Origin of the sequence: Plantibacter sp. MCCC 1A11337 (assembly GCF_013349365.1) — a bacterium.
In the GTDB taxonomy this organism is placed as follows: domain Bacteria; phylum Actinomycetota; class Actinomycetes; order Actinomycetales; family Microbacteriaceae; genus Plantibacter; species Plantibacter flavus_A.
This window is the reverse complement of record NZ_JABJWX010000002.1, coordinates 849,110-864,722: the sequence shown is the minus strand read 5'-3', so window position 1 is coordinate 864,722 and position 15,613 is coordinate 849,110. Positions and strand designations below refer to the sequence as shown.

At 70.9% G+C, this 15,613-nt stretch carries 20 protein-coding genes; 5 read left to right on the top strand and 15 right to left on the bottom strand.

Features of this window, described 5'->3' with window-relative positions; translation table 11 throughout:
* Positions 1 to 134: 134 nt before the first annotated feature.
* The 4 genes from HOW07_RS11490 to hxlB form a co-directional block, all read right to left on the bottom strand.
* On the bottom strand, positions 135 to 311 hold the full coding sequence (locus tag HOW07_RS11490; RefSeq protein WP_157583609.1) for a hypothetical protein: 177 nt from the start codon (positions 309 to 311) through the stop codon (positions 135 to 137).
* 104 nt (positions 312 to 415) lie between these two features.
* Positions 416 to 1,939 carry a carboxylesterase/lipase family protein gene (locus HOW07_RS11485; RefSeq protein ID WP_175117071.1) on the bottom strand — a complete coding sequence of 508 codons (1,524 nt, stop codon included), beginning with the start codon at positions 1,937 to 1,939 and terminating at the stop codon, positions 416 to 418.
* Between the two features lie 268 nt (positions 1,940 to 2,207).
* Complete coding sequence (gene hxlA / locus HOW07_RS11480; RefSeq protein WP_064297125.1) at positions 2,208 to 2,834, bottom strand: 3-hexulose-6-phosphate synthase; 627 nt, start codon at positions 2,832 to 2,834, stop codon at positions 2,208 to 2,210.
* A 69-nt stretch (positions 2,835 to 2,903) separates the two neighbouring features.
* Positions 2,904 to 3,515 carry a 6-phospho-3-hexuloisomerase gene (gene hxlB, locus HOW07_RS11475; RefSeq protein WP_121291461.1) on the bottom strand — a complete coding sequence of 204 codons (612 nt, stop codon included), beginning with the start codon at positions 3,513 to 3,515 and terminating at the stop codon, positions 2,904 to 2,906.
* A 101-nt stretch (positions 3,516 to 3,616) separates the two neighbouring features.
* Between hxlB and HOW07_RS11470 the strand changes: the two genes are divergently transcribed.
* A complete protein-coding gene (locus HOW07_RS11470; protein WP_175117069.1) occupies positions 3,617 to 4,909 on the top strand; it encodes a LuxR C-terminal-related transcriptional regulator in 1,293 nt (430 codons plus the stop codon).
* A 23-nt stretch (positions 4,910 to 4,932) separates the two neighbouring features.
* On the opposite strand, the gene HOW07_RS11465 is transcribed toward HOW07_RS11470, so the two are convergent.
* From HOW07_RS11465 to HOW07_RS11425, 9 genes are all read right to left on the bottom strand, one after another.
* Positions 4,933 to 5,346: a phage holin family protein gene (locus tag HOW07_RS11465; protein WP_121291457.1), complete on the bottom strand. Its 414-nt coding sequence runs from the start codon at positions 5,344 to 5,346 to the stop codon at positions 4,933 to 4,935.
* A gap of 117 nt (positions 5,347 to 5,463) precedes the next feature.
* Positions 5,464 to 6,057 carry a short chain dehydrogenase gene (locus tag HOW07_RS11460; protein ID WP_175117067.1) on the bottom strand — a complete coding sequence of 198 codons (594 nt, stop codon included), beginning with the start codon at positions 6,055 to 6,057 and terminating at the stop codon, positions 5,464 to 5,466.
* 38 nt (positions 6,058 to 6,095) lie between these two features.
* On the bottom strand, positions 6,096 to 6,728 hold the full coding sequence (locus tag HOW07_RS11455; RefSeq protein ID WP_175117065.1) for a hypothetical protein: 633 nt from the start codon (positions 6,726 to 6,728) through the stop codon (positions 6,096 to 6,098).
* Positions 6,725 to 7,486 (bottom strand): hypothetical protein, encoded by a 762-nt coding sequence (locus tag HOW07_RS11450; RefSeq protein ID WP_175117063.1) that lies wholly within the window; start codon positions 7,484 to 7,486, stop codon positions 6,725 to 6,727. Before HOW07_RS11450 ends, HOW07_RS11455 begins: the two co-directional genes overlap by 4 nt.
* Positions 7,483 to 7,860: a PadR family transcriptional regulator gene (locus HOW07_RS11445; RefSeq protein ID WP_121291427.1), complete on the bottom strand. Its 378-nt coding sequence runs from the start codon at positions 7,858 to 7,860 to the stop codon at positions 7,483 to 7,485. Before HOW07_RS11445 ends, HOW07_RS11450 begins: the two co-directional genes overlap by 4 nt.
* A 69-nt stretch (positions 7,861 to 7,929) precedes the next feature.
* Entirely contained in the window at positions 7,930 to 8,541 is a 612-nt protein-coding gene (locus HOW07_RS11440) for a DUF1349 domain-containing protein (RefSeq protein WP_121291425.1), read from the bottom strand.
* 94 nt (positions 8,542 to 8,635) lie between these two features.
* Positions 8,636 to 9,286, bottom strand: coding sequence for a YigZ family protein (locus HOW07_RS11435; protein WP_175117061.1), 651 nt, complete (start codon positions 9,284 to 9,286; stop codon positions 8,636 to 8,638).
* Positions 9,287 to 9,329: 43 nt separating this feature from the next.
* Entirely contained in the window at positions 9,330 to 10,208 is an 879-nt protein-coding gene (locus tag HOW07_RS11430; protein ID WP_175117059.1) for a CPBP family intramembrane glutamic endopeptidase, read from the bottom strand.
* Positions 10,209 to 10,298: 90 nt separating this feature from the next.
* Positions 10,299 to 10,793 carry an FBP domain-containing protein gene (locus HOW07_RS11425; RefSeq protein ID WP_079003820.1) on the bottom strand — a complete coding sequence of 165 codons (495 nt, stop codon included), beginning with the start codon at positions 10,791 to 10,793 and terminating at the stop codon, positions 10,299 to 10,301.
* Positions 10,794 to 11,116: 323 nt separating this feature from the next.
* Here HOW07_RS11425 and HOW07_RS11420 point away from each other — a divergent pair, with 323 nt between their 5' ends.
* Entirely contained in the window at positions 11,117 to 12,325 is a 1,209-nt protein-coding gene (locus HOW07_RS11420) for a cysteine desulfurase-like protein (protein ID WP_175117057.1), read from the top strand.
* Between the two features lie 48 nt (positions 12,326 to 12,373).
* Here HOW07_RS11420 and HOW07_RS11415 read toward each other — a convergent pair whose 3' ends face one another.
* Both HOW07_RS11415 and HOW07_RS11410 read right to left on the bottom strand, forming a co-directional pair.
* Positions 12,374 to 12,655 (bottom strand): hypothetical protein, encoded by a 282-nt coding sequence (locus HOW07_RS11415; protein WP_175117055.1) that lies wholly within the window; start codon positions 12,653 to 12,655, stop codon positions 12,374 to 12,376.
* Positions 12,656 to 12,752: 97 nt separating this feature from the next.
* The gene (locus tag HOW07_RS11410) at positions 12,753 to 13,235 is read right to left on the bottom strand and encodes a MarR family winged helix-turn-helix transcriptional regulator (protein ID WP_175117053.1); all 483 of its coding nucleotides are present in this window, start codon (positions 13,233 to 13,235) and stop codon (positions 12,753 to 12,755) included.
* Between the two features lie 105 nt (positions 13,236 to 13,340).
* Between HOW07_RS11410 and HOW07_RS11405 the strand changes: the two genes are divergently transcribed.
* The 3 genes from HOW07_RS11405 (at position 13,341) to HOW07_RS11395 (ending at position 15,611) form a co-directional block, all read left to right on the top strand.
* On the top strand, positions 13,341 to 13,913 hold the full coding sequence (locus HOW07_RS11405) for an NADPH-dependent F420 reductase (protein ID WP_121291415.1): 573 nt from the start codon (positions 13,341 to 13,343) through the stop codon (positions 13,911 to 13,913).
* 66 nt (positions 13,914 to 13,979) lie between these two features.
* Positions 13,980 to 14,864, top strand: a complete 885-nt coding sequence (locus HOW07_RS11400) for a PD40 domain-containing protein (RefSeq protein WP_121291413.1) — start codon at positions 13,980 to 13,982, stop codon at positions 14,862 to 14,864.
* Between the two features lie 48 nt (positions 14,865 to 14,912).
* Complete coding sequence (locus tag HOW07_RS11395) at positions 14,913 to 15,611, top strand: IclR family transcriptional regulator (RefSeq protein WP_175117051.1); 699 nt, start codon at positions 14,913 to 14,915, stop codon at positions 15,609 to 15,611.
* Positions 15,612 to 15,613: the final 2 nt, after the last annotated feature.

Below are 15,613 nucleotides of genomic sequence, written 5' to 3'. Positions count from 1 at the left end.
TATGGGCCGCGCTCAGGCCTGATCCCGGGTGTTCGGACGAGCGCACCGCGCTGACACCGGTTCACCACAGCTCGGTCGACAGCACCGCGCTGACCAGGGATTCCCGAGCCGAAGACCGTCCCGGGCGAGCCGCGCTAGAGGAGGCCCGGCTGGTCGGCGGGGTCACCGTCACCGGGCTCGGAGCCCGGCTCGTCGACCGTCGGTGCCGCCATCGGATCGTCGCTCTCGGGAGCGTTGTCGGGCAGCGATCGGGAGATCGCCTCCTGCGCGTCGCCGATCGGGTCGTCCATCTCGTCTCGTGGGTCGCTCATGCTGATTCCTTTCCTCGTGTCCCGACGGTAACGCGGGACGCCTCACAGCCACACCCCCTGGCAGAACGGTCCGATTCGTCCTACGAGCCGGGTGCCCAGGTCCGTCAGGACGGTGTCGATGCCGCTTCCGCGAGTCGCTTCGCCGCTGCGAGGACGCGCGCACTCGCGAACGGTTCGACCGTCGGTGCCCCGGCCGCGTCGAACACCTCGATCCCGGAGGCGTCGCGGTCGGACCTCGACCAGCCCGGTGACCCGTCTCGGACGAACGCCACGACGGCACCGTGGACCCGATCAGCCAGCTCCTGCGGCGCATTCGGGCCCGCCACCCGGGTGACGTCCGGGTCGTCGAGCACGTCGAAGATGAACGGGACGTCGAGGCAGTGCTCCGCGATCCCGCTCACCGCCGAGCGCCACACGAAGTCGGAGACCCAGGTCTCGGCGTCGTCCCGCAGCGCCAGCCAGCGGATGACGCGCTCCCGGAACATGACGTCGCTCACGAAGCGACCCGCGACGAGTCCCGTGCGTTCGCCGGGCTGGGTCGCGACGTACGCCTCGGCGAGCGGCTCCGGCACACCCATGAGCTCGAGGGCACGCGTCGGCGTCACGGCGTCGAACTCGTCGAGCCGACCGGTGAAGAACCCGGCGAACTCCTCTCGGGTCGCGCTGACGAGCAACGGCTTGTCAGCGCCTCGTCCCGCGATCATGCCGGCTTCGACGGTGTCGACGACCAGCTCGCCGTCGACCACCGGCCCGAGCCCGAGGCGGCCGTTCATCGTCGTCATCCCTCGGAGCACGGACTCCGGATCGGTCGCCCCACCGGGCACGACCTCGAAGCCCTGGGCCTCGATCAGCGTCGCCTCCGAGACGCTCGCGAAGCCGGCCAGGGTCGCGGGCACCCCGAGGTGCTCGGCGAGTCGCGCGGTCAGGGCCTGCGCCTCGGCGAGCGGGACGTCGCCGGGCACTCCGGACACCGAGATCGCCCGCTCGAACAGGTGCCTGGCTGACGGGACCGTGAGCAGGGTCATGACGGACCCGCCGCCGGCGGACTGGCCGGCGATCGTGACCCGCTGCGGGTCACCACCGAACGCCGCGATGTTGTCGCGCACCCACTCGAGCGCGAGGATCCAGTCGAGCACGCCGCGGTTGGCGGGGGCGTCGGGCAGCCAGCCGAACCCGTCGAAGCCGAGGCGGTAGGACACCGAGACCGTGACGACGCCGTCGCGGTTGAAGGCCCGGCCGTCGTACCAGGGGCTCGCGGGCGACCCGGCGATGAAGCCGCCGCCGTGGATCCACACGAGGACGGGCAGGCCGGCGCCCTCGTCGGTCGGAGTCGGGTCGGGTGTGGAGACGTTGACGTTGAGCGTCGAGTCGCCGGGGATCGACGGTTCCGGGATCGTCGTGATCTCGGCCATGGCCTTCCGCTGCGGTGTCGCACCGTAGGCGGTCGCGTCGAGGACACCGTGCCAGGGCGCCTTGGGCTCCGGGGCCTGGAACCGTCTCGCTCCGATCGGCGGCTCGGCGAACGGGATGCCGAGGAAGGCGACCGACCCGTCGGCGCGGCGCGCGCCGCGAACCGCTCCCGAGGTCGTCTGTGCGATGGGTTGCTCTGGGCTGGAATCGGTCGTCATCGGCGGATCCTCCGGGTACTCGGCTGCGCGCTCATCCGACGAGCGTCGCGTGGTGATCCGCCTAGTATGCCGCGTCGCACCCGAATCCCGTCCGATGTTCGGACTTCACCCGGCCGACCCACCCGAGACGCCAGCGCGGTGCGCTGACCCGAGCGCGCCCCGGAGCCGTGAGCGCGGGTCTCTGGAGACCCGCGCTCACGTCCGATGCACCGCGCTCACGTCAGCGCACCGCGCTGGCCAACCCGACGTGCGGGGTTGGCGAGCGGGGTTAGGCGACGATTGCCGCGCGGAGCGCCGCCGCGGACGCCGCCGGGTCGTCGGCCGAGTAGATCGCACCACCGGCGACCGCGACCTGCGCGCCCGCCTGCTGCACCGACGCGATCGTCGACACGTTCACGCCACCGGCGACCGAGAACGGCACCGCGGCCGCTTCACCGTCGGACAGGAGCGTCTGGAAGGTGAAGCCCTCCTCCGCCTGCTCGTCGAGACCGGCGTGCATCTCGACGAACGCGGCGCCGAGAGCAGTGACCTCCTTGGCGCGCTGCACCTTGTCGGCGACCCCGATGAGGTCGACGACGACGGACTTGCCGTGCGCCTTCGCGGCCTTCACGGCGCCGACGATCGTGCTGTCACCGGCGGTCCCGAGGACGGTGACGATGTCCGCACCGGCCGAGAAGGCGATGTCGGCTTCGAGCTCACCGGCGTCCATGGTCTTGAGGTCGGCGAACACGATCTTGTCGGGGTGGGCGTCCTTGACCGCGGTGACGGCACGCAGGCCCTCGCTCTTGATGAGGGGTGTGCCGAGCTCGAGGATGTCGACGTAGGGCGCGACCTTCCCGGCGAGTTCGAGGGCTGCCTCGGTGGTGAGGACGTCCATGGCTACCTGGAGCTTCATGTGGTGCTGCTTTCTGTCGTGATGGGAGGCGTCCGACGTCTGCCGGGCGCGTTGAAAGGGATCGGGTGACTACTCGAGATTCGCGTGGCGCGGCCACAGCTGCTCAGCGCTGACGCCCGCTGACCGCCAGAGCGCATGGAAGAACGCGTCGCCGAGCAGCATGACCGCCTGCTCGAAGAGGCTGCCCGAGTACTGCACGGAACGCGTGCCGCCGTGGTCGGTCTTCTGCGCGGCGGGGACGACGATCGTCTCGGCGGCCAGCTCGGCGAGCGGAGACGCGGTGTCGGTCGTGATGGCGATCACCTGGGCCCCGACGGAGACGGCCGTTTCCGCGGCGCGGACCACACCCGTCGTCGTGCCGGAGCCGCTGGCGACGAGGATGACGTCACCCGCGACGATGGCGGGGGTGGTCGTCTCGCCGACGACGTGGACGGTGAGCCCGAGGTGCATGAGCCGCATCGCGGTCATCCGGAGCGCGAGACCGGAACGCCCGGCACCGGACACGAACACGCGGTCCGCCGTTCGCAGGCGGTCGAGTGCACCGGCGAACGACGCCGGATCGGCCTCCAGCAGGCTCGACACGGTGCGATGCAGCTCGGCGTCGATCGCGGCGAGCGCCCCTTGGACTGTCGAGGTCGGAGGCGTCACCGACGTGGATGGAGGGACGGTGGGGTTCGACATCCCTCCATCCTGGGCGTGATCGGGTAGGTGCACCGCTGCTCGCCCGAACGGTTCGACCTACCCGAACGGGTGGGAGTGGACCGATGGGATAGGGTGCGGACATGACCGAACGCACTGTCACCTACCCGGTCGAGCTGCTCGACGGCCTGGCCTCCGTCGCATCCAGCTCACTGCTGCGCATCGCCGGTGCGTTCCGGGAGGTCCTCGAGCCGGTCGTCGCCCATTCCGCGCTCGTGATCTTCACCGAGGACTGCACCGGCCGCCCCCGGAAGAAGGCCGGCGACCCCGCGATCGTCGAGGGCGTCACGATCGCCGAGCTCGACGCGGTCCGGCAGCGCACCCCGCGCGGCCCGGTCACCACGGCGACCGCTGATGCCGGACCGCACACCGACCGGCCGACGTCGGCGGTGATCGCGGGCGCGGACCGTCCGATCGCAGCCTGGCTGGCCGATACCGGCGCCCTCCTCGTCCTGACCGACCCGCAGGGTCCGATCGACGACCGGCTCATCGGCGCCCTGTGGGAGGTCGTCGCGGCCGGTATCCGGCAGCAGGTCGCGACGGCGGCCCCCGACTACCTCCGTGACTCGCGGGCGGCGTCGAGCGAGCGGGCCGGCGCCATCGCGGAACTCACCGACGCCCATGCGACGACACTGGAGTCGATCCTCGCCGTCACCCGGTCACGGCAGACGTCGGCGGACGACGCCCGAACGGCGGTGACCGAGATCGCCTCGGCCGCGATGGTCGAGCTGCGGGCGGTGTCCGACCGCGACCGCCAGCTGGCCGAGGAACCGGTCGCGCGCGCCTTCGCCAGACTCCGCGAGGATCTCCGTCCGCTGGCCCGCTTCGGCGGTCCCGAGGTCCAGTTCATCGAGCCGCCCGTCGACGGTCGGGCACTCCCCGGTGAAGTGGCGCACGCCGGCCGGGCGATCGTCCGCGGCACGGTCCTCGCGCTCGTCGAGCAGTCCTCGGTCGGGCGGGTCCGGGTGCAGTGGGACTGCGACGGCAGCAACCTGCTGATCGGCATCCGCGACGACGGCCCAGGCGAGTTGACGGTCGACACCCCGAGCGTGCAGCAGCTCGGCGCTCGCGTCGCCGCACTCCGCGGCAGTCTCGACGTCCAGGCGACGCCCGGGTGGGGCTCGGAACTGCACGTGACGCTTCCGCTCGACCCACCGCCCGCAGCCCAGACACGTTCCGACTCGGCGGCCGCCGCGTTGACCGAGCGCGAGTGGAGCGTGGCCGAGCTGGCCGCCGGCGGAGCACGGAACCGGGCGATCGCCGAGACCCTCACCATCAGCGAGAACACCGTCAAGTTCCACATCGCGAACGTCCTGCGGAAGCTCGGCGTGGCGAGCCGCGTCGAGCTGGCAGCCGCCTTGGCCGCCGGCCGCTGATTCCGTCCGGGCTCCGTCGCCGCCTACCCCTTCGTGCGCTTGCCGCCTCGCTCGCGATCCCGGTCGCCGAACCGTCGCGTGATGAGCGCCCAGCCGAGGATCCAGCTCCCGAGCGCCGTGACCAGCCACACCACCAGCGGGGCGAGCACCCAGGCCAGGACACCGCGGATGTGGAGGCCGCCGGGGAGGATCGACGCGACGAACAACGACACGAGCGTCGTCACGAGTCCGATGCCACCGAGGATCGCCGAGGCGTAGCGCTGCGCGAGGCGGAGAATGAAGGGCCCGAGGACGCCCTGCGCGATCGTGAAGACGACGACGGCGATGATGAAGCCGCCGAGCGACAGGCGGACGCCGGGCACGACCCAGTCGGCGACGAGCAGCCCTATGGCCGAGGACAGCAGACTGACGGCGATGCTCAGCAGGAAGCGGGTCATGTGCCGACCCTAGCGCTGGGTGTCGGCCGCGTCGAGAGCGCGACTGAGGGGAGGCGAGTCGTCGCTCAGCACGCGGCTGGACGACGACATGCCTCCCCTCGGGAGTGCCGGGACGGCTCAGTCGAGCGCGAGCACCCGACCGGTGCCGACACCCTCCACGGCACGCACGAACGCCAGGCCGACCACGTCGGAGGCGACGGGCGGGAAGCCCGGGAACGCGTCGTGGTAGCCGGTGGCCTCGGCGAGCACCGTGGGGCTGACGGCGTTGATGCGGATGCCGCGCGGGAGTTCCGGGGCGGCACCGATCACGAAGGACTCGACCGCTCCGTTGGCCATCGAGGCCGCCGCACCGGTCGCGATCGGCTCGCGGGCGAGGATGCCCGTCGTGAGCGTGAAGGAGCCGCCGTCGCGGACGAACGGCGTCCCGATCCGCACGACGTCGAGCTGGCTGAGCACCTTGCCGAGGAAGGCCGCGCGGTAGTCGTCGCGCGTCAGCTCCCCCACCGGCTTGAACGGGACCGATCCGACGGCGACGATCACCGCGTCGACCTCGCCCACCTCGGCGAACAGCGCCTCGATCGACGCCTCGTCGGTGGTGTCGACGGCCGGCGCCGTCGAGCGCGACACCGCGATCACCTCGTGACGCTCCGCGAGGGCGTCCTGCGCCGCTCGTCCGACATGTCCACTCGCACCGATCAACAGGATTCTCATGCGGGCGACGCTAGCACCGGCGTCGGACGCCGGCTCCGTCAGTGGGCGTCGTCCATCCCGGTGACGTGGACGGCGTAGCCGTGGCAGCCGGCGAGCTTCCAGTCGTACGGTTGATCGTCGGGGTTCGTCCCCCACCGGGCCAGGAACGCCGCATCGGACGACTCCGACATGACCATGCCGAAGAGTGGATCGAGGATCTTGGAGCGGTCATTCGTCCAGGCATACCAGAACCCCTGATCAGCCATGCACTTCGCGATGATCTGCTGTTGTGCCTCCCAAATCCCGTCGCTGAAGGTCGGGTCGGTACTCGGCACGATGTCGGCCGGGTCGGTCGTGGCGTCGTACCAGCCCTCCGGCGTCTGCGAGTAGTCGACGCCCGCCGCGGGCGAGACGGATTCGTCGGCGTCCGGGTCCGCGGGGACGACGGGTTCGACGGGTGGGAGTTCGTCCAGCGACGCCGCAGCCTGGGCCACCGCCTCGATCGAGCGCGCATCGTCGGCCGCCGCCTGGGCGTTCGACACCCCGATGAACACCCCGCCTGCCGCCACCGCGAGCACCCCGCTCATCGCGATGCCGAGCCCGATCCGTCGTCGGAGCGTTCCACGACTCCGGCGAACGGGTGCCGCCTCCTGCGCCGCGTCCGGCCCGTCGTGGATCTCGCTGCCGCTCATACCGTCTCCCCCTGCACCGACGCCGGTGCGTCCCATTCCGTCGTTCGGCGACCCCCCGGCCACCACCACACCGCGGCTCCGACGAACCCGAGTGCCGCCCCGACACCGATCGCCACGCTCATCACCCACCACGGTTCGGGTCCGGCGCCGTGCGAGCTCAACCGGGACACGATGAGCACGCCGGTCGCGCTGACGCGGTACATGATGTCGCCCGCGAGCACGCCGATGAAGACCGCTGCGGGCGCCAGGAGCCCCGCGCCGAGCCATCGACTGCGTCGCCGCAGCGACAGCACGAGCCCCACGATGCCCAGGACCGCGGCGATCGCCACACCGAGCGCGCCCATCGGCACCTCGACGACGTCGCCGATGACGAGAGCACGCAAGATCCGGACGAGGAGGAACAGTGCCGCTCCCGTGACCAGGACGCCGCCGGTCACCACGAGCGCTGCGAGGACATCACCGGCCCGCCGCATGCCGAGCGGCATCGGATCGACGCCGTGGCCCGCGCGCAACTGCCCGGAGCGCCACGAGAGGTCGTGCGGGATCCCGCGGATGGCCCGCAGCATGATGTCGCGCCGGAGCCGCTGTGGCGTGACGCCCGTCTCCTGGGCCCAGACGGCGTGCTCGTGCAGGTCGGAGGCGATCTCGTCGCGGCGCTCCCCGGCGACGTCGGGCGAGAGGTCTCGGGTGTACCACCCGCACCAGTTCAGGACGCGGTGGGCGGCCGTGCGGTATTCAGGCGTCCGGATGGCGGTCATGCGATCGCCCCCTGCGTCCACGCCGCACCCGCCGGCCTCGCCGCGGAGGCCTGCTCACCGGCAATCCTCGCGTGCTCACGATCCCGGGCCGTCGCGCCTTCGCCCGTGATCCGATACAGCCGTCGACGGGGGCGGCCCTCCGCCTCGGCGACCTCCGGAGCCTCCCACGTCGCCTCGATCAGGCCGGCGTCCGCCATCCGCGACAGGGCCTTGTAGAGCGTGCCGTGCGCAGTGAGGGCGGTATCCCCGGCTTCGGCGAGCTGTTTGGCGAGGGCGAACCCGTAGAAACTCCCATCGGTCGCCTGCAACACGGTGCCGACGTCGAGGATGTCGAGCTCGAGCGGGAAGAGCGTGCCGGGTCGTCTGCGTGCCATGGAGCCACTATAGGAAGATAGGTTCCGATACGTCAACTCCGGATCCGCGGTCGCACCGGTCGAGGACGACTAGCTCCCGTCGCGGAGGTCCGTCGGGGGTTCCACACCGAAGGCGATCTCGTCGAACCGCGCCTCGCAGGGCGGACCGACCGGCGCCTGCGAAAGGAAGCCGACGCGCACCGGGGCGTCGCTGTGCAGACGGAAGACCCGGACGAAGTCCCACGTGACACCGTCGGTCGAGCTGTGGAACGCCCATGCCTCGCCGAGACGACTGACGCGCATCCACACGTGGTCGGCCGCGACGTGCGTCGAGTTCACGTCGTCCGACCAGGTGTTCGTCACGACGCTCACCACCATCGCCTGCCCCTGCGGCGACTGCTCGAAGCAGAGCTTGGCCCAGTGCTCGTCGTCGATCCAGAGTGCGAGGGCACCGGCGTCGAAGGTGCTGCGCTCGCTCACGACCGCGATCCGCGCCGAGAGCGTGAAGTGTTCGGGTGCGTCGAAGGCGAGCGCCGTGGCACGCAACTCACGCGGCCCACCGAGCGAGCTGTTGCTCCAGTCGACGCCGGCGGCGGAGGTGAGAGTGAGCGCTCCGGCATCGGCGTCGAACGATGCGATTCCGCGGGTCGAGGTCCAGGCGAGGTCGGGAAGCCCGTCGATGCGGGTCACGTCGGTGTGCATGGTCCGACCCTATCGGGATCGCCCGTTCCTGCGAGTCGCCCGGATCTGTTCAGAATCCGGCGGATTTCGCGCAGATCCGGGCGACTCAGCGAGGTCAGCCGGCGGGGACGACGCGCTCCTCCCCGACGGCCACGGCGAGCGAACCGTTGGAGGCCGAAGCGACGTCCGCTCGGAGCCGCTCGAGCTCCGCCGGCGGCACCCACAGTTCCAGCTCCGCCTGCGCCCCGTAGACCGGCTCACCGAGCGTCGCACCGTGGGTAGCGGACCAATCGCGCAGCAGGTTGTCGTACCGCCCGGCGTCGGCGTGGGGGACGACGAGGGTCGCACGGGTCAGGGTCTCACGGCGCACGAGCGAGGCGAGGTCGAGCGTCTCGGAGGCCGCCGAGGAGTACGCGCGGACGAGCCCACCGGCCCCGAGTTTGACGCCGCCGAAGTACCGCGTGACGACGACGACCACGTCGGTCAGCTCGCGCCGCCGGATGACCTCGAGGATCGGCATCCCCGCCGTGCCGGACGGTTCACCGTCGTCGGACGAGCGGGCCTGGTCGCCGAGCAGCCCGGTGACCATCGCGACGCAGTGGTGTCGTGCGTCCCACGCCTGCTTCTTCACCCGCGCGATGACCGCTTCGGCGTCCTCCGGCGACGCGACCGGGTGGGCGAGGCCGAGGAAGCGCGACTTCTTGATCACGAGTTCGTGCTCGACCGGCGCGGCGATCGTCGCCGGGTACTGCCGCGCGGTGGTCATCCGTCCGAGCGTACTCGCGGCCGGTCGACGAGACCCGTTCGGCCTACGGCCGCAGCACGTCGTCGGCCGGGTGGGCTTGCACGTGCCCACGGACGAAGATCAAGCCGATCACGGCCACGAGCATGATGAGCAGGTTGGCCGGACCGGCGATCGCCAGGAACATGCTCTGACCGGCGGCGGCTCCCGCGTGGTCGATCCCACCGGTCGAGAGGAAGAGCGTCGGGTCGTAGAGGCCGTGGACAAGGATCGGCCAGATGAGGTTGCCGGTCACCCGGAGCGTCAGGTACATGCACACGCCGAACCCGAAGGTGTAGACGACGGTCACGAGCACCGTCACGAGCGGTTGGCCCGAGAGCAGGTTGGAGGCGTGCAGCAGCGCGAAGATCAGCGAGGAGACCACCATGACGATCCACTCCGAACTCCCGGCGTCGCGCAGCATCTTCACGACCAGTCCGCGGGTCAGGATCTCCTCGGCGAACCCGATGAACACGCCGGACAGCATCGCGACCACGACCACGGAACCCTCGTAGCTCCCGTAGTCGATGCCGAGCAACCGCAGGACGACCGCGGCGAGGATCACGATCGGAGCGGCCCACATCCACCAGCGTCCGCGGATCGGCTGCTTCGCGAAGAGCTCCCGGAACCAGCCGACCGAGAGCACGAACCCGGCGAGGATGAGGGAACCGACGATGAGCGGCAGCATGAGCCCGAAGAACACGCTCTGCGGGGTCGCGAAGAGGTCCTCGCCGATCTGCGATGTGAAGAGCTGCCCGACGACCCAGCCGGCCCCGAGGTACAGGGCGAGATAGATGATGGCCAACAGGAACGTCCGGCCGATACCGCCCTTCGCCCAGAAGTCGTGCCATCCGCTGGTGGTGAGCGTCCGCTGACGTCGGTGCTCGTGACCCCTGTGCTCGCCCATGCATCGATCCAACCACGGAGCACCAGACCGAGTCGCCCGAATCTGCGCGGAGCCGGCCGCAATTCGTGCAGATCCGGGCGACTCAGTGGGTCAACCGACGCCGTTCAGGACCGAGGAGGCGAAGGAGGCGGCACGGACGCCGAGCGTCGCGATGCGCTCCTGGCGGGCCGCCTCGGCGTCGAAACCGACGTAGGCGAGCGGTGGCAGCTTCCGAACGTTGGCCGAGCACTGGAAGTCGGCGCAGACGAGCGTGCCGACGGTGTCACCGTTCTTGCCGGCCTGCCCGGCCCGCTTCGCGCTGTAGAACACGACGTCGTTGCTGAGCGTGATGTCCTGGCACCACGCGCACTGCGGCCGGGTGCGGGGTGTCGCGTCGGCCTGTCGGAGGAGGATGCCGACGGGTTCGCCGTCGACGATCGTGACCACGTACGCGCGTCGCGGCAGCTTCTTGTCGCGCCAGCCGAGGAAGTCACGCACCTCGAAGTCGATCGCGTCGAGGTCGACGGGAAGGCTCACGTCACTGACCTCCTTGCGCGATGCGTTGACGAAGGAGGCACGGATCTGGGATTCGTTCAGGGGGATCATGGGTTCACCGGTTTCGGCTGGGCCGTCGGGGAGACGGCGGGAGGCCCTCCGCGCGTCGATGCGCTGCGGCGGGTACGTCAGGGTGCGCGGCCCCGTCGTCGCTCGGACGAGCGCGATCGACGAAGCCGACGTCCTCACCGGGTGGGCGAGGTGGTCGACCGGGTGCGCTGCTCTCTCGGGCCGGCGTTGCGGACGCCGACGACCTCCAGACGCCCGACACGGGGCGGAGCGATGAGCATGGACACACCGGCACTGTATCAAGCGATGGCGCGCTCGCTCCCCCGATCCGCACGTTCTGGCTCCCGGCGCGGCAGGATGGACGTATGACCCTCGACGTCGCCCTCCTCCGCACCGCGTTCCCGTCCCTCGCCTCGGGCATCGCCCACTTCGACGGCCCCGGCGGCACCCAGACGCCGCTCGCCGTCGGTCAGGCCATCCTCGACACCCTCACCGGGCCACTGTCCAACCGGGGTTCGTCGGTCGCGTCCGAGCGCCGGGCGGACGACGCCGTGACCGCCTTCCGCGCCGCGTGCGCCGACCTGCTCGCCGCAGAGGAGCGGGGCATCGTCTACGGTCGCAGCGCGACCCAGCTCACGTACGACTTCTCCAGGCATCTGTCGCGCGGCTGGATCGCCGGCGACGAGATCGTCCTGTCCCGACTCGACCACGACGCGAACGTGCGCCCGTGGGTGCAGGCGGCGGACCGCACGGGCGCGACCGTCCGCTGGATCGACCTGGACCCGGCGACGGGCGAGCTCGACCTCGCCGACCTCGACGACCTCGTCACCGAACGCACGAGGCTCGTCGCCGTGACCGCTGCGTCGAACCTCCTCGGCACCATCCCGCCGGTGCGGACGATCGCCGATCGGGCGCACGCGGTCGGCGCACTCGTCTGGGTCGACGGCGTCCATTACACGGCCCACCACGTCGTCGACGTCGAGGCCCTCGGCGCGGACTTCTTCGTCTGCTCGCCGTACAAGTTCTTCGGGCCGCACTGCGGTGTCCTCGCCGCGTCGCCGGCGCTGCTCGAGTCGATCCACCCGGACAAGCTGCTGCCGTCGACGAACGTGGTGCCGGAGCGCTTCGAGTTCGGCACGCTGCCCTACGAGCTCATGGCCGGCGTGACGGCGGCCATCGGCGTGCTCGCGTCGATCGACCCCGGTGACGCCACGACGAGGCGCGACCGGCTGGTGGCCTCCGCCGCAGCCGTCCACGAACGGGAACTCGCGCTGCGCACCCGCATCGAGGATGCCCTCGCGGAGCTCGGCCCGCTCGTCGAGCTGCACTCGCGCGCCGCCGAGCGCACGGCGACGCTGTTCATGACGTTCCCGGGCAGGCGTGCAGCCGATGCGGCCGCCTTCCTCGCCGCACGCGACGTCCTCGCACCGGCAGGCTCGTTCTACGCGGTCGAGCCGTTCGCGGCGCTGGGCCTCGACGACGTCGGAGGCCTCCGCGTCGGCGTCGCCCCGTACACCTCGGACGAGGACGTCGACCGCCTGCTCGACGGCATCAGGGCCTTCCTCGCCGATTGAACGGCCCGCCGATTGAGCGGTTGGCGGACCGACCCGGCGTCAGCGCCCTCAGGACCGCTTGCCGCTCTCGCGTCGCAGCACGACGAACCCGGCGACCATGACGACCGCCCCGAGGACGAGGGTGATGATCCGGAAGAATCCGAAGTCGTCGACACCGAAGATCAGGGGCCCGGCGAAGAGGAACGTCGCACCGACGAAGTACCAGACCGAGGTCGTCCCACCGTTGAGTGACGTGGGCGGAGGCGTCGATTCGGGCTCCGCCGCGGCGGGACCGTCCTGGGGCGCCTCGTCCCCGTATGATGCAGGTTCGGGCTGCGTCGATCCGGTCATCATCCGCTCCGATCCGCGTCGCGCTCGGTGGTGTCCGCGACGTCGAGCCCCACGCTACGCAGCCCTCGGGCGCCGCGAATCCCCCAGGTGACGGAGATCAGGCCTCGCTGGCGAACATCCGTCCGTCTGGGTCGAGCTTCGTCAGGAGGGCGGCGGAGATCTCGCCGAGCTGCTCGATCTGCGCCGGCGTCAGCGCGTCGAGGACCAGGGATCGCACGTGCTCGACGTGGCCCGGTGCGGCCTGGACGACCTTGTCCCACCCCGTATCGGTGAGCGTCACGTTCGTCGCCCGTCGATCCTCCGGGCACGGCGTGCGCGCCACGAAGCCGGCCTCCTCCAAGCGCGTCAGCACCCGCGACAAGCGGGGCAGCGTCGCGTTCGTCCGAGCGGCGAGCGCCGAGGTGCGGAGCGTGCGGCCCGGGGTCTCGGACAGCATCGCGAGCGTGAAGTAGTCGAAGTGCGTCAGGTGTTGGTCCCGCGTGAGCTGGAGGTCGAGGGCGGCCGGCAGGAGTTCGAGCACCGCGGCGAAGCGCACCCAGGAGCGTTGCTCGTCGTCGCTCAGCCATCGCGTCTCGGTCATGACTCCAGCGTAGCAATAGTTGCGCCTACAACTAACCGGTGCTACGTTAGTTGTACCAACAACCAATTGACCCGTGACCAGGCGGCCACGAGAAGGAGCATCGTCATGACGAACGTCACCATCTTCGGAACCGGCAACATGGGCACCGCCATCGCCGGTGTCCTCGCAGCGGGCGGCGCCTCCGTCGACCACCTCGGGTCGGCCGAGACCGGCACGATCACCGGCGACGTCGTCGTCCTCGCCGTCCCCCACCCGGCCCTCGCGTCGATCGTCGAGCAGTACGCCGACCAGCTCGCGGGCAAGGTCGTCGTCGACATCACCAACCCCCTGGACTTCTCGACCTTCGACGCCCTCACCGTCCCCGCGGGCAGCTCGGCTGCAGCGGAACTGCAGGCGAAGCTCCCGAGCTCCCACGTCCTCAAGGCCTTCAACACGAACTTCGCCGCGACCCTCGCATCGAAGCAGGTCGGCGACGTGGCCACCACGGTCCTCATCGCCGGGGACGACGCCGACGCCAAGGCCGCCCTCCAGCAGCTCGTGACCGCCGGTGGTCTCGAGGCCGTCGACGCCGGGTCGCTGAAGCGCGCCCACGAACTCGAGGCGATCGGCTTCCTGCAGCTCACGCTGGCGGCCTCGGAGAAGATCTCCTGGACCGCGGGGTTCGCGCTCGTCAAGTAGTCGTCGGATCCTGATCCGGGAGGAACGATCCTCCCGGATCACGACGGACTAGAGGACGATGGGCGCATGACCTTCCGCGCCCTCGCCCCCGGCCAGCGTTCCAGCATCCTGCTCGGCGGGCCGCACGATGATGCGCCCGTGCTCCTCTTCGAGACCGACGAGCTCCTCGTCGAAGCACCGAACTGGTCGCTCGACGGCCGGACGCTGCTCCTCAACGGCAACGGGCGGCTCTGGGCGCTCCCGGTCGACGATCCGGCCGCCGGGCTCGCGCCGATCGAGTTCCTCGGCCTCCCCGAACTCAACAACGACCACGTCCTCGACCCCGACGGCGAGCACATCCTCCTCTCAGCGATGGACGGTCACATCTACCGCGGCGCCATCACCGGCGGGCCGGTCACGAAGCTCACCGCCGACGACGACCGGTGGCACTTCCTCCACGGCGTCTCCCCGGACGGCACGCGGATCGCGTACGTCGAGCTCGAAGGCTTCGAGCACCCCGGTCGACTCGCGATCGCTCCGGCGGTCGAGGGCGGCGGCCCCGTCACCGTCCTCGACACGGGCGACGGCCACCTCGACGGCCCGGAGTGGTCGCCCGACGGCCGGTGGCTGCTCTGCAACACGGAACACTTCGGCACCGGCCCCGGCCATGCGCAACTCGCACGGATCCCCGACGCCGGCGGCGAGCTCGAGCAGCTCGTCGTGAGCGACACCGTCGACTGGTTCCCGCACCTCTCCCCCGACGCCCGACTGGCCTCGTACATCGCCTTCCCCGCCGGCACGATCGGGCACCCGGCCGACCTCGACGTCGAGGTCCGGCTCGTCTCGACCGACGACTGGGCGACCCCGCTCCGTCGCTACCCGCTGTTCGGCGGGCAGGGCACCCTCAACGTGAACAGCTGGTCCCCCGACAGCTCTCGGTTCGCCTTCGTCGCCTACCCGATCGACGACTGAGGCACCGGAACTCCGGGCGCGCGAGCCGTCAGTCGGTACTGTCGGAGCGTGACCGATGCCAGCAGCGCCCACTCCCAGACGCTCTCGCGCGGCATCCGGATCCTCGAGGTCCTGGCCGACGCGCGCACCCCGCTCACGATCGACACCCTGAGCGCGACGCTCGGCCTGCACCGCAGTGTCACCTACCGGCTGCTGCGCACGCTCGAAGACCACCGCCTGGTCGTCCGCGACGGCGCGGGACGGATCGCACTCGGATCGCGCCTGGCAGCCCTCGCCGCCGGCGTCTCCCACGATCTGCAGGCCGCCGCCCTACCCGAGCTGACGGCCGTCGCGAACGAGCTCGGCATGACCTGCTTCCTCACCGTGCTGGACGGCGACGAGATCGTCACGCTCGTCAGCGTCGAGCCACGGCACACGATGGGGTCGATCGCGCAGCGACCCGGCACCCGGCACCCGGTCGGTGTCGGCGCGCCCGGCAAGGCGATCGCGTCCCACCTCTCCGAGGCGCAGTGGCCGGACACCCTCGACGACGACCACCGCGGCGAGCTGGCAGCGGTCCGCGAACACGGCTGGGCGTCGAGCCACGACGAGGTCATCACCGGTCTCCGCGCCGTCGCGGTCCCACTCGCTGTGCACGGCTCGCCGGCAGGCGCCCTCGCGGTCGTCTACGTCTCCAGCAGCCGCCCCGAAGCCGACATCGCGGCCCGCCTCATCGAGGGGGCCGCGACCATCGCGTCGTCGGTCTGACC

What these genes read in the sequence shown, in the direction of transcription:
- HOW07_RS11490 (WP_157583609.1), bottom strand. Translation starts at nt 311, where the DNA reads ATGAGCGACCCACGAGACGAGATGGACGACCCGATCGGCGACGCGCAG.
- HOW07_RS11485 (WP_175117071.1), bottom strand. Translation starts at nt 1,939, where the DNA reads ATGACGACCGATTCCAGCCCAGAGCAACCCATCGCACAGACGACCTCG.
- hxlA (WP_064297125.1), bottom strand. Translation starts at nt 2,834, where the DNA reads ATGAAGCTCCAGGTAGCCATGGACGTCCTCACCACCGAGGCAGCCCTC.
- hxlB (WP_121291461.1), bottom strand. Translation starts at nt 3,515, where the DNA reads ATGTCGAACCCCACCGTCCCTCCATCCACGTCGGTGACGCCTCCGACC.
- HOW07_RS11470 (WP_175117069.1), top strand. Translation starts at nt 3,617, where the DNA reads ATGACCGAACGCACTGTCACCTACCCGGTCGAGCTGCTCGACGGCCTG.
- HOW07_RS11465 (WP_121291457.1), bottom strand. Translation starts at nt 5,346, where the DNA reads ATGACCCGCTTCCTGCTGAGCATCGCCGTCAGTCTGCTGTCCTCGGCC.
- HOW07_RS11460 (WP_175117067.1), bottom strand. Translation starts at nt 6,057, where the DNA reads ATGAGAATCCTGTTGATCGGTGCGAGTGGACATGTCGGACGAGCGGCG.
- HOW07_RS11455 (WP_175117065.1), bottom strand. Translation starts at nt 6,728, where the DNA reads ATGAGCGGCAGCGAGATCCACGACGGGCCGGACGCGGCGCAGGAGGCG.
- HOW07_RS11450 (WP_175117063.1), bottom strand. Translation starts at nt 7,486, where the DNA reads ATGACCGCCATCCGGACGCCTGAATACCGCACGGCCGCCCACCGCGTC.
- HOW07_RS11445 (WP_121291427.1), bottom strand. Translation starts at nt 7,860, where the DNA reads ATGGCACGCAGACGACCCGGCACGCTCTTCCCGCTCGAGCTCGACATC.
- HOW07_RS11440 (WP_121291425.1), bottom strand. Translation starts at nt 8,541, where the DNA reads ATGCACACCGACGTGACCCGCATCGACGGGCTTCCCGACCTCGCCTGG.
- HOW07_RS11435 (WP_175117061.1), bottom strand. Translation starts at nt 9,286, where the DNA reads ATGACCACCGCGCGGCAGTACCCGGCGACGATCGCCGCGCCGGTCGAG.
- HOW07_RS11430 (WP_175117059.1), bottom strand. Translation starts at nt 10,208, where the DNA reads ATGGGCGAGCACAGGGGTCACGAGCACCGACGTCAGCGGACGCTCACC.
- HOW07_RS11425 (WP_079003820.1), bottom strand. Translation starts at nt 10,793, where the DNA reads ATGATCCCCCTGAACGAATCCCAGATCCGTGCCTCCTTCGTCAACGCA.
- HOW07_RS11420 (WP_175117057.1), top strand. Translation starts at nt 11,117, where the DNA reads ATGACCCTCGACGTCGCCCTCCTCCGCACCGCGTTCCCGTCCCTCGCC.
- HOW07_RS11415 (WP_175117055.1), bottom strand. Translation starts at nt 12,655, where the DNA reads ATGACCGGATCGACGCAGCCCGAACCTGCATCATACGGGGACGAGGCG.
- HOW07_RS11410 (WP_175117053.1), bottom strand. Translation starts at nt 13,235, where the DNA reads ATGACCGAGACGCGATGGCTGAGCGACGACGAGCAACGCTCCTGGGTG.
- HOW07_RS11405 (WP_121291415.1), top strand. Translation starts at nt 13,341, where the DNA reads ATGACGAACGTCACCATCTTCGGAACCGGCAACATGGGCACCGCCATC.
- HOW07_RS11400 (WP_121291413.1), top strand. Translation starts at nt 13,980, where the DNA reads ATGACCTTCCGCGCCCTCGCCCCCGGCCAGCGTTCCAGCATCCTGCTC.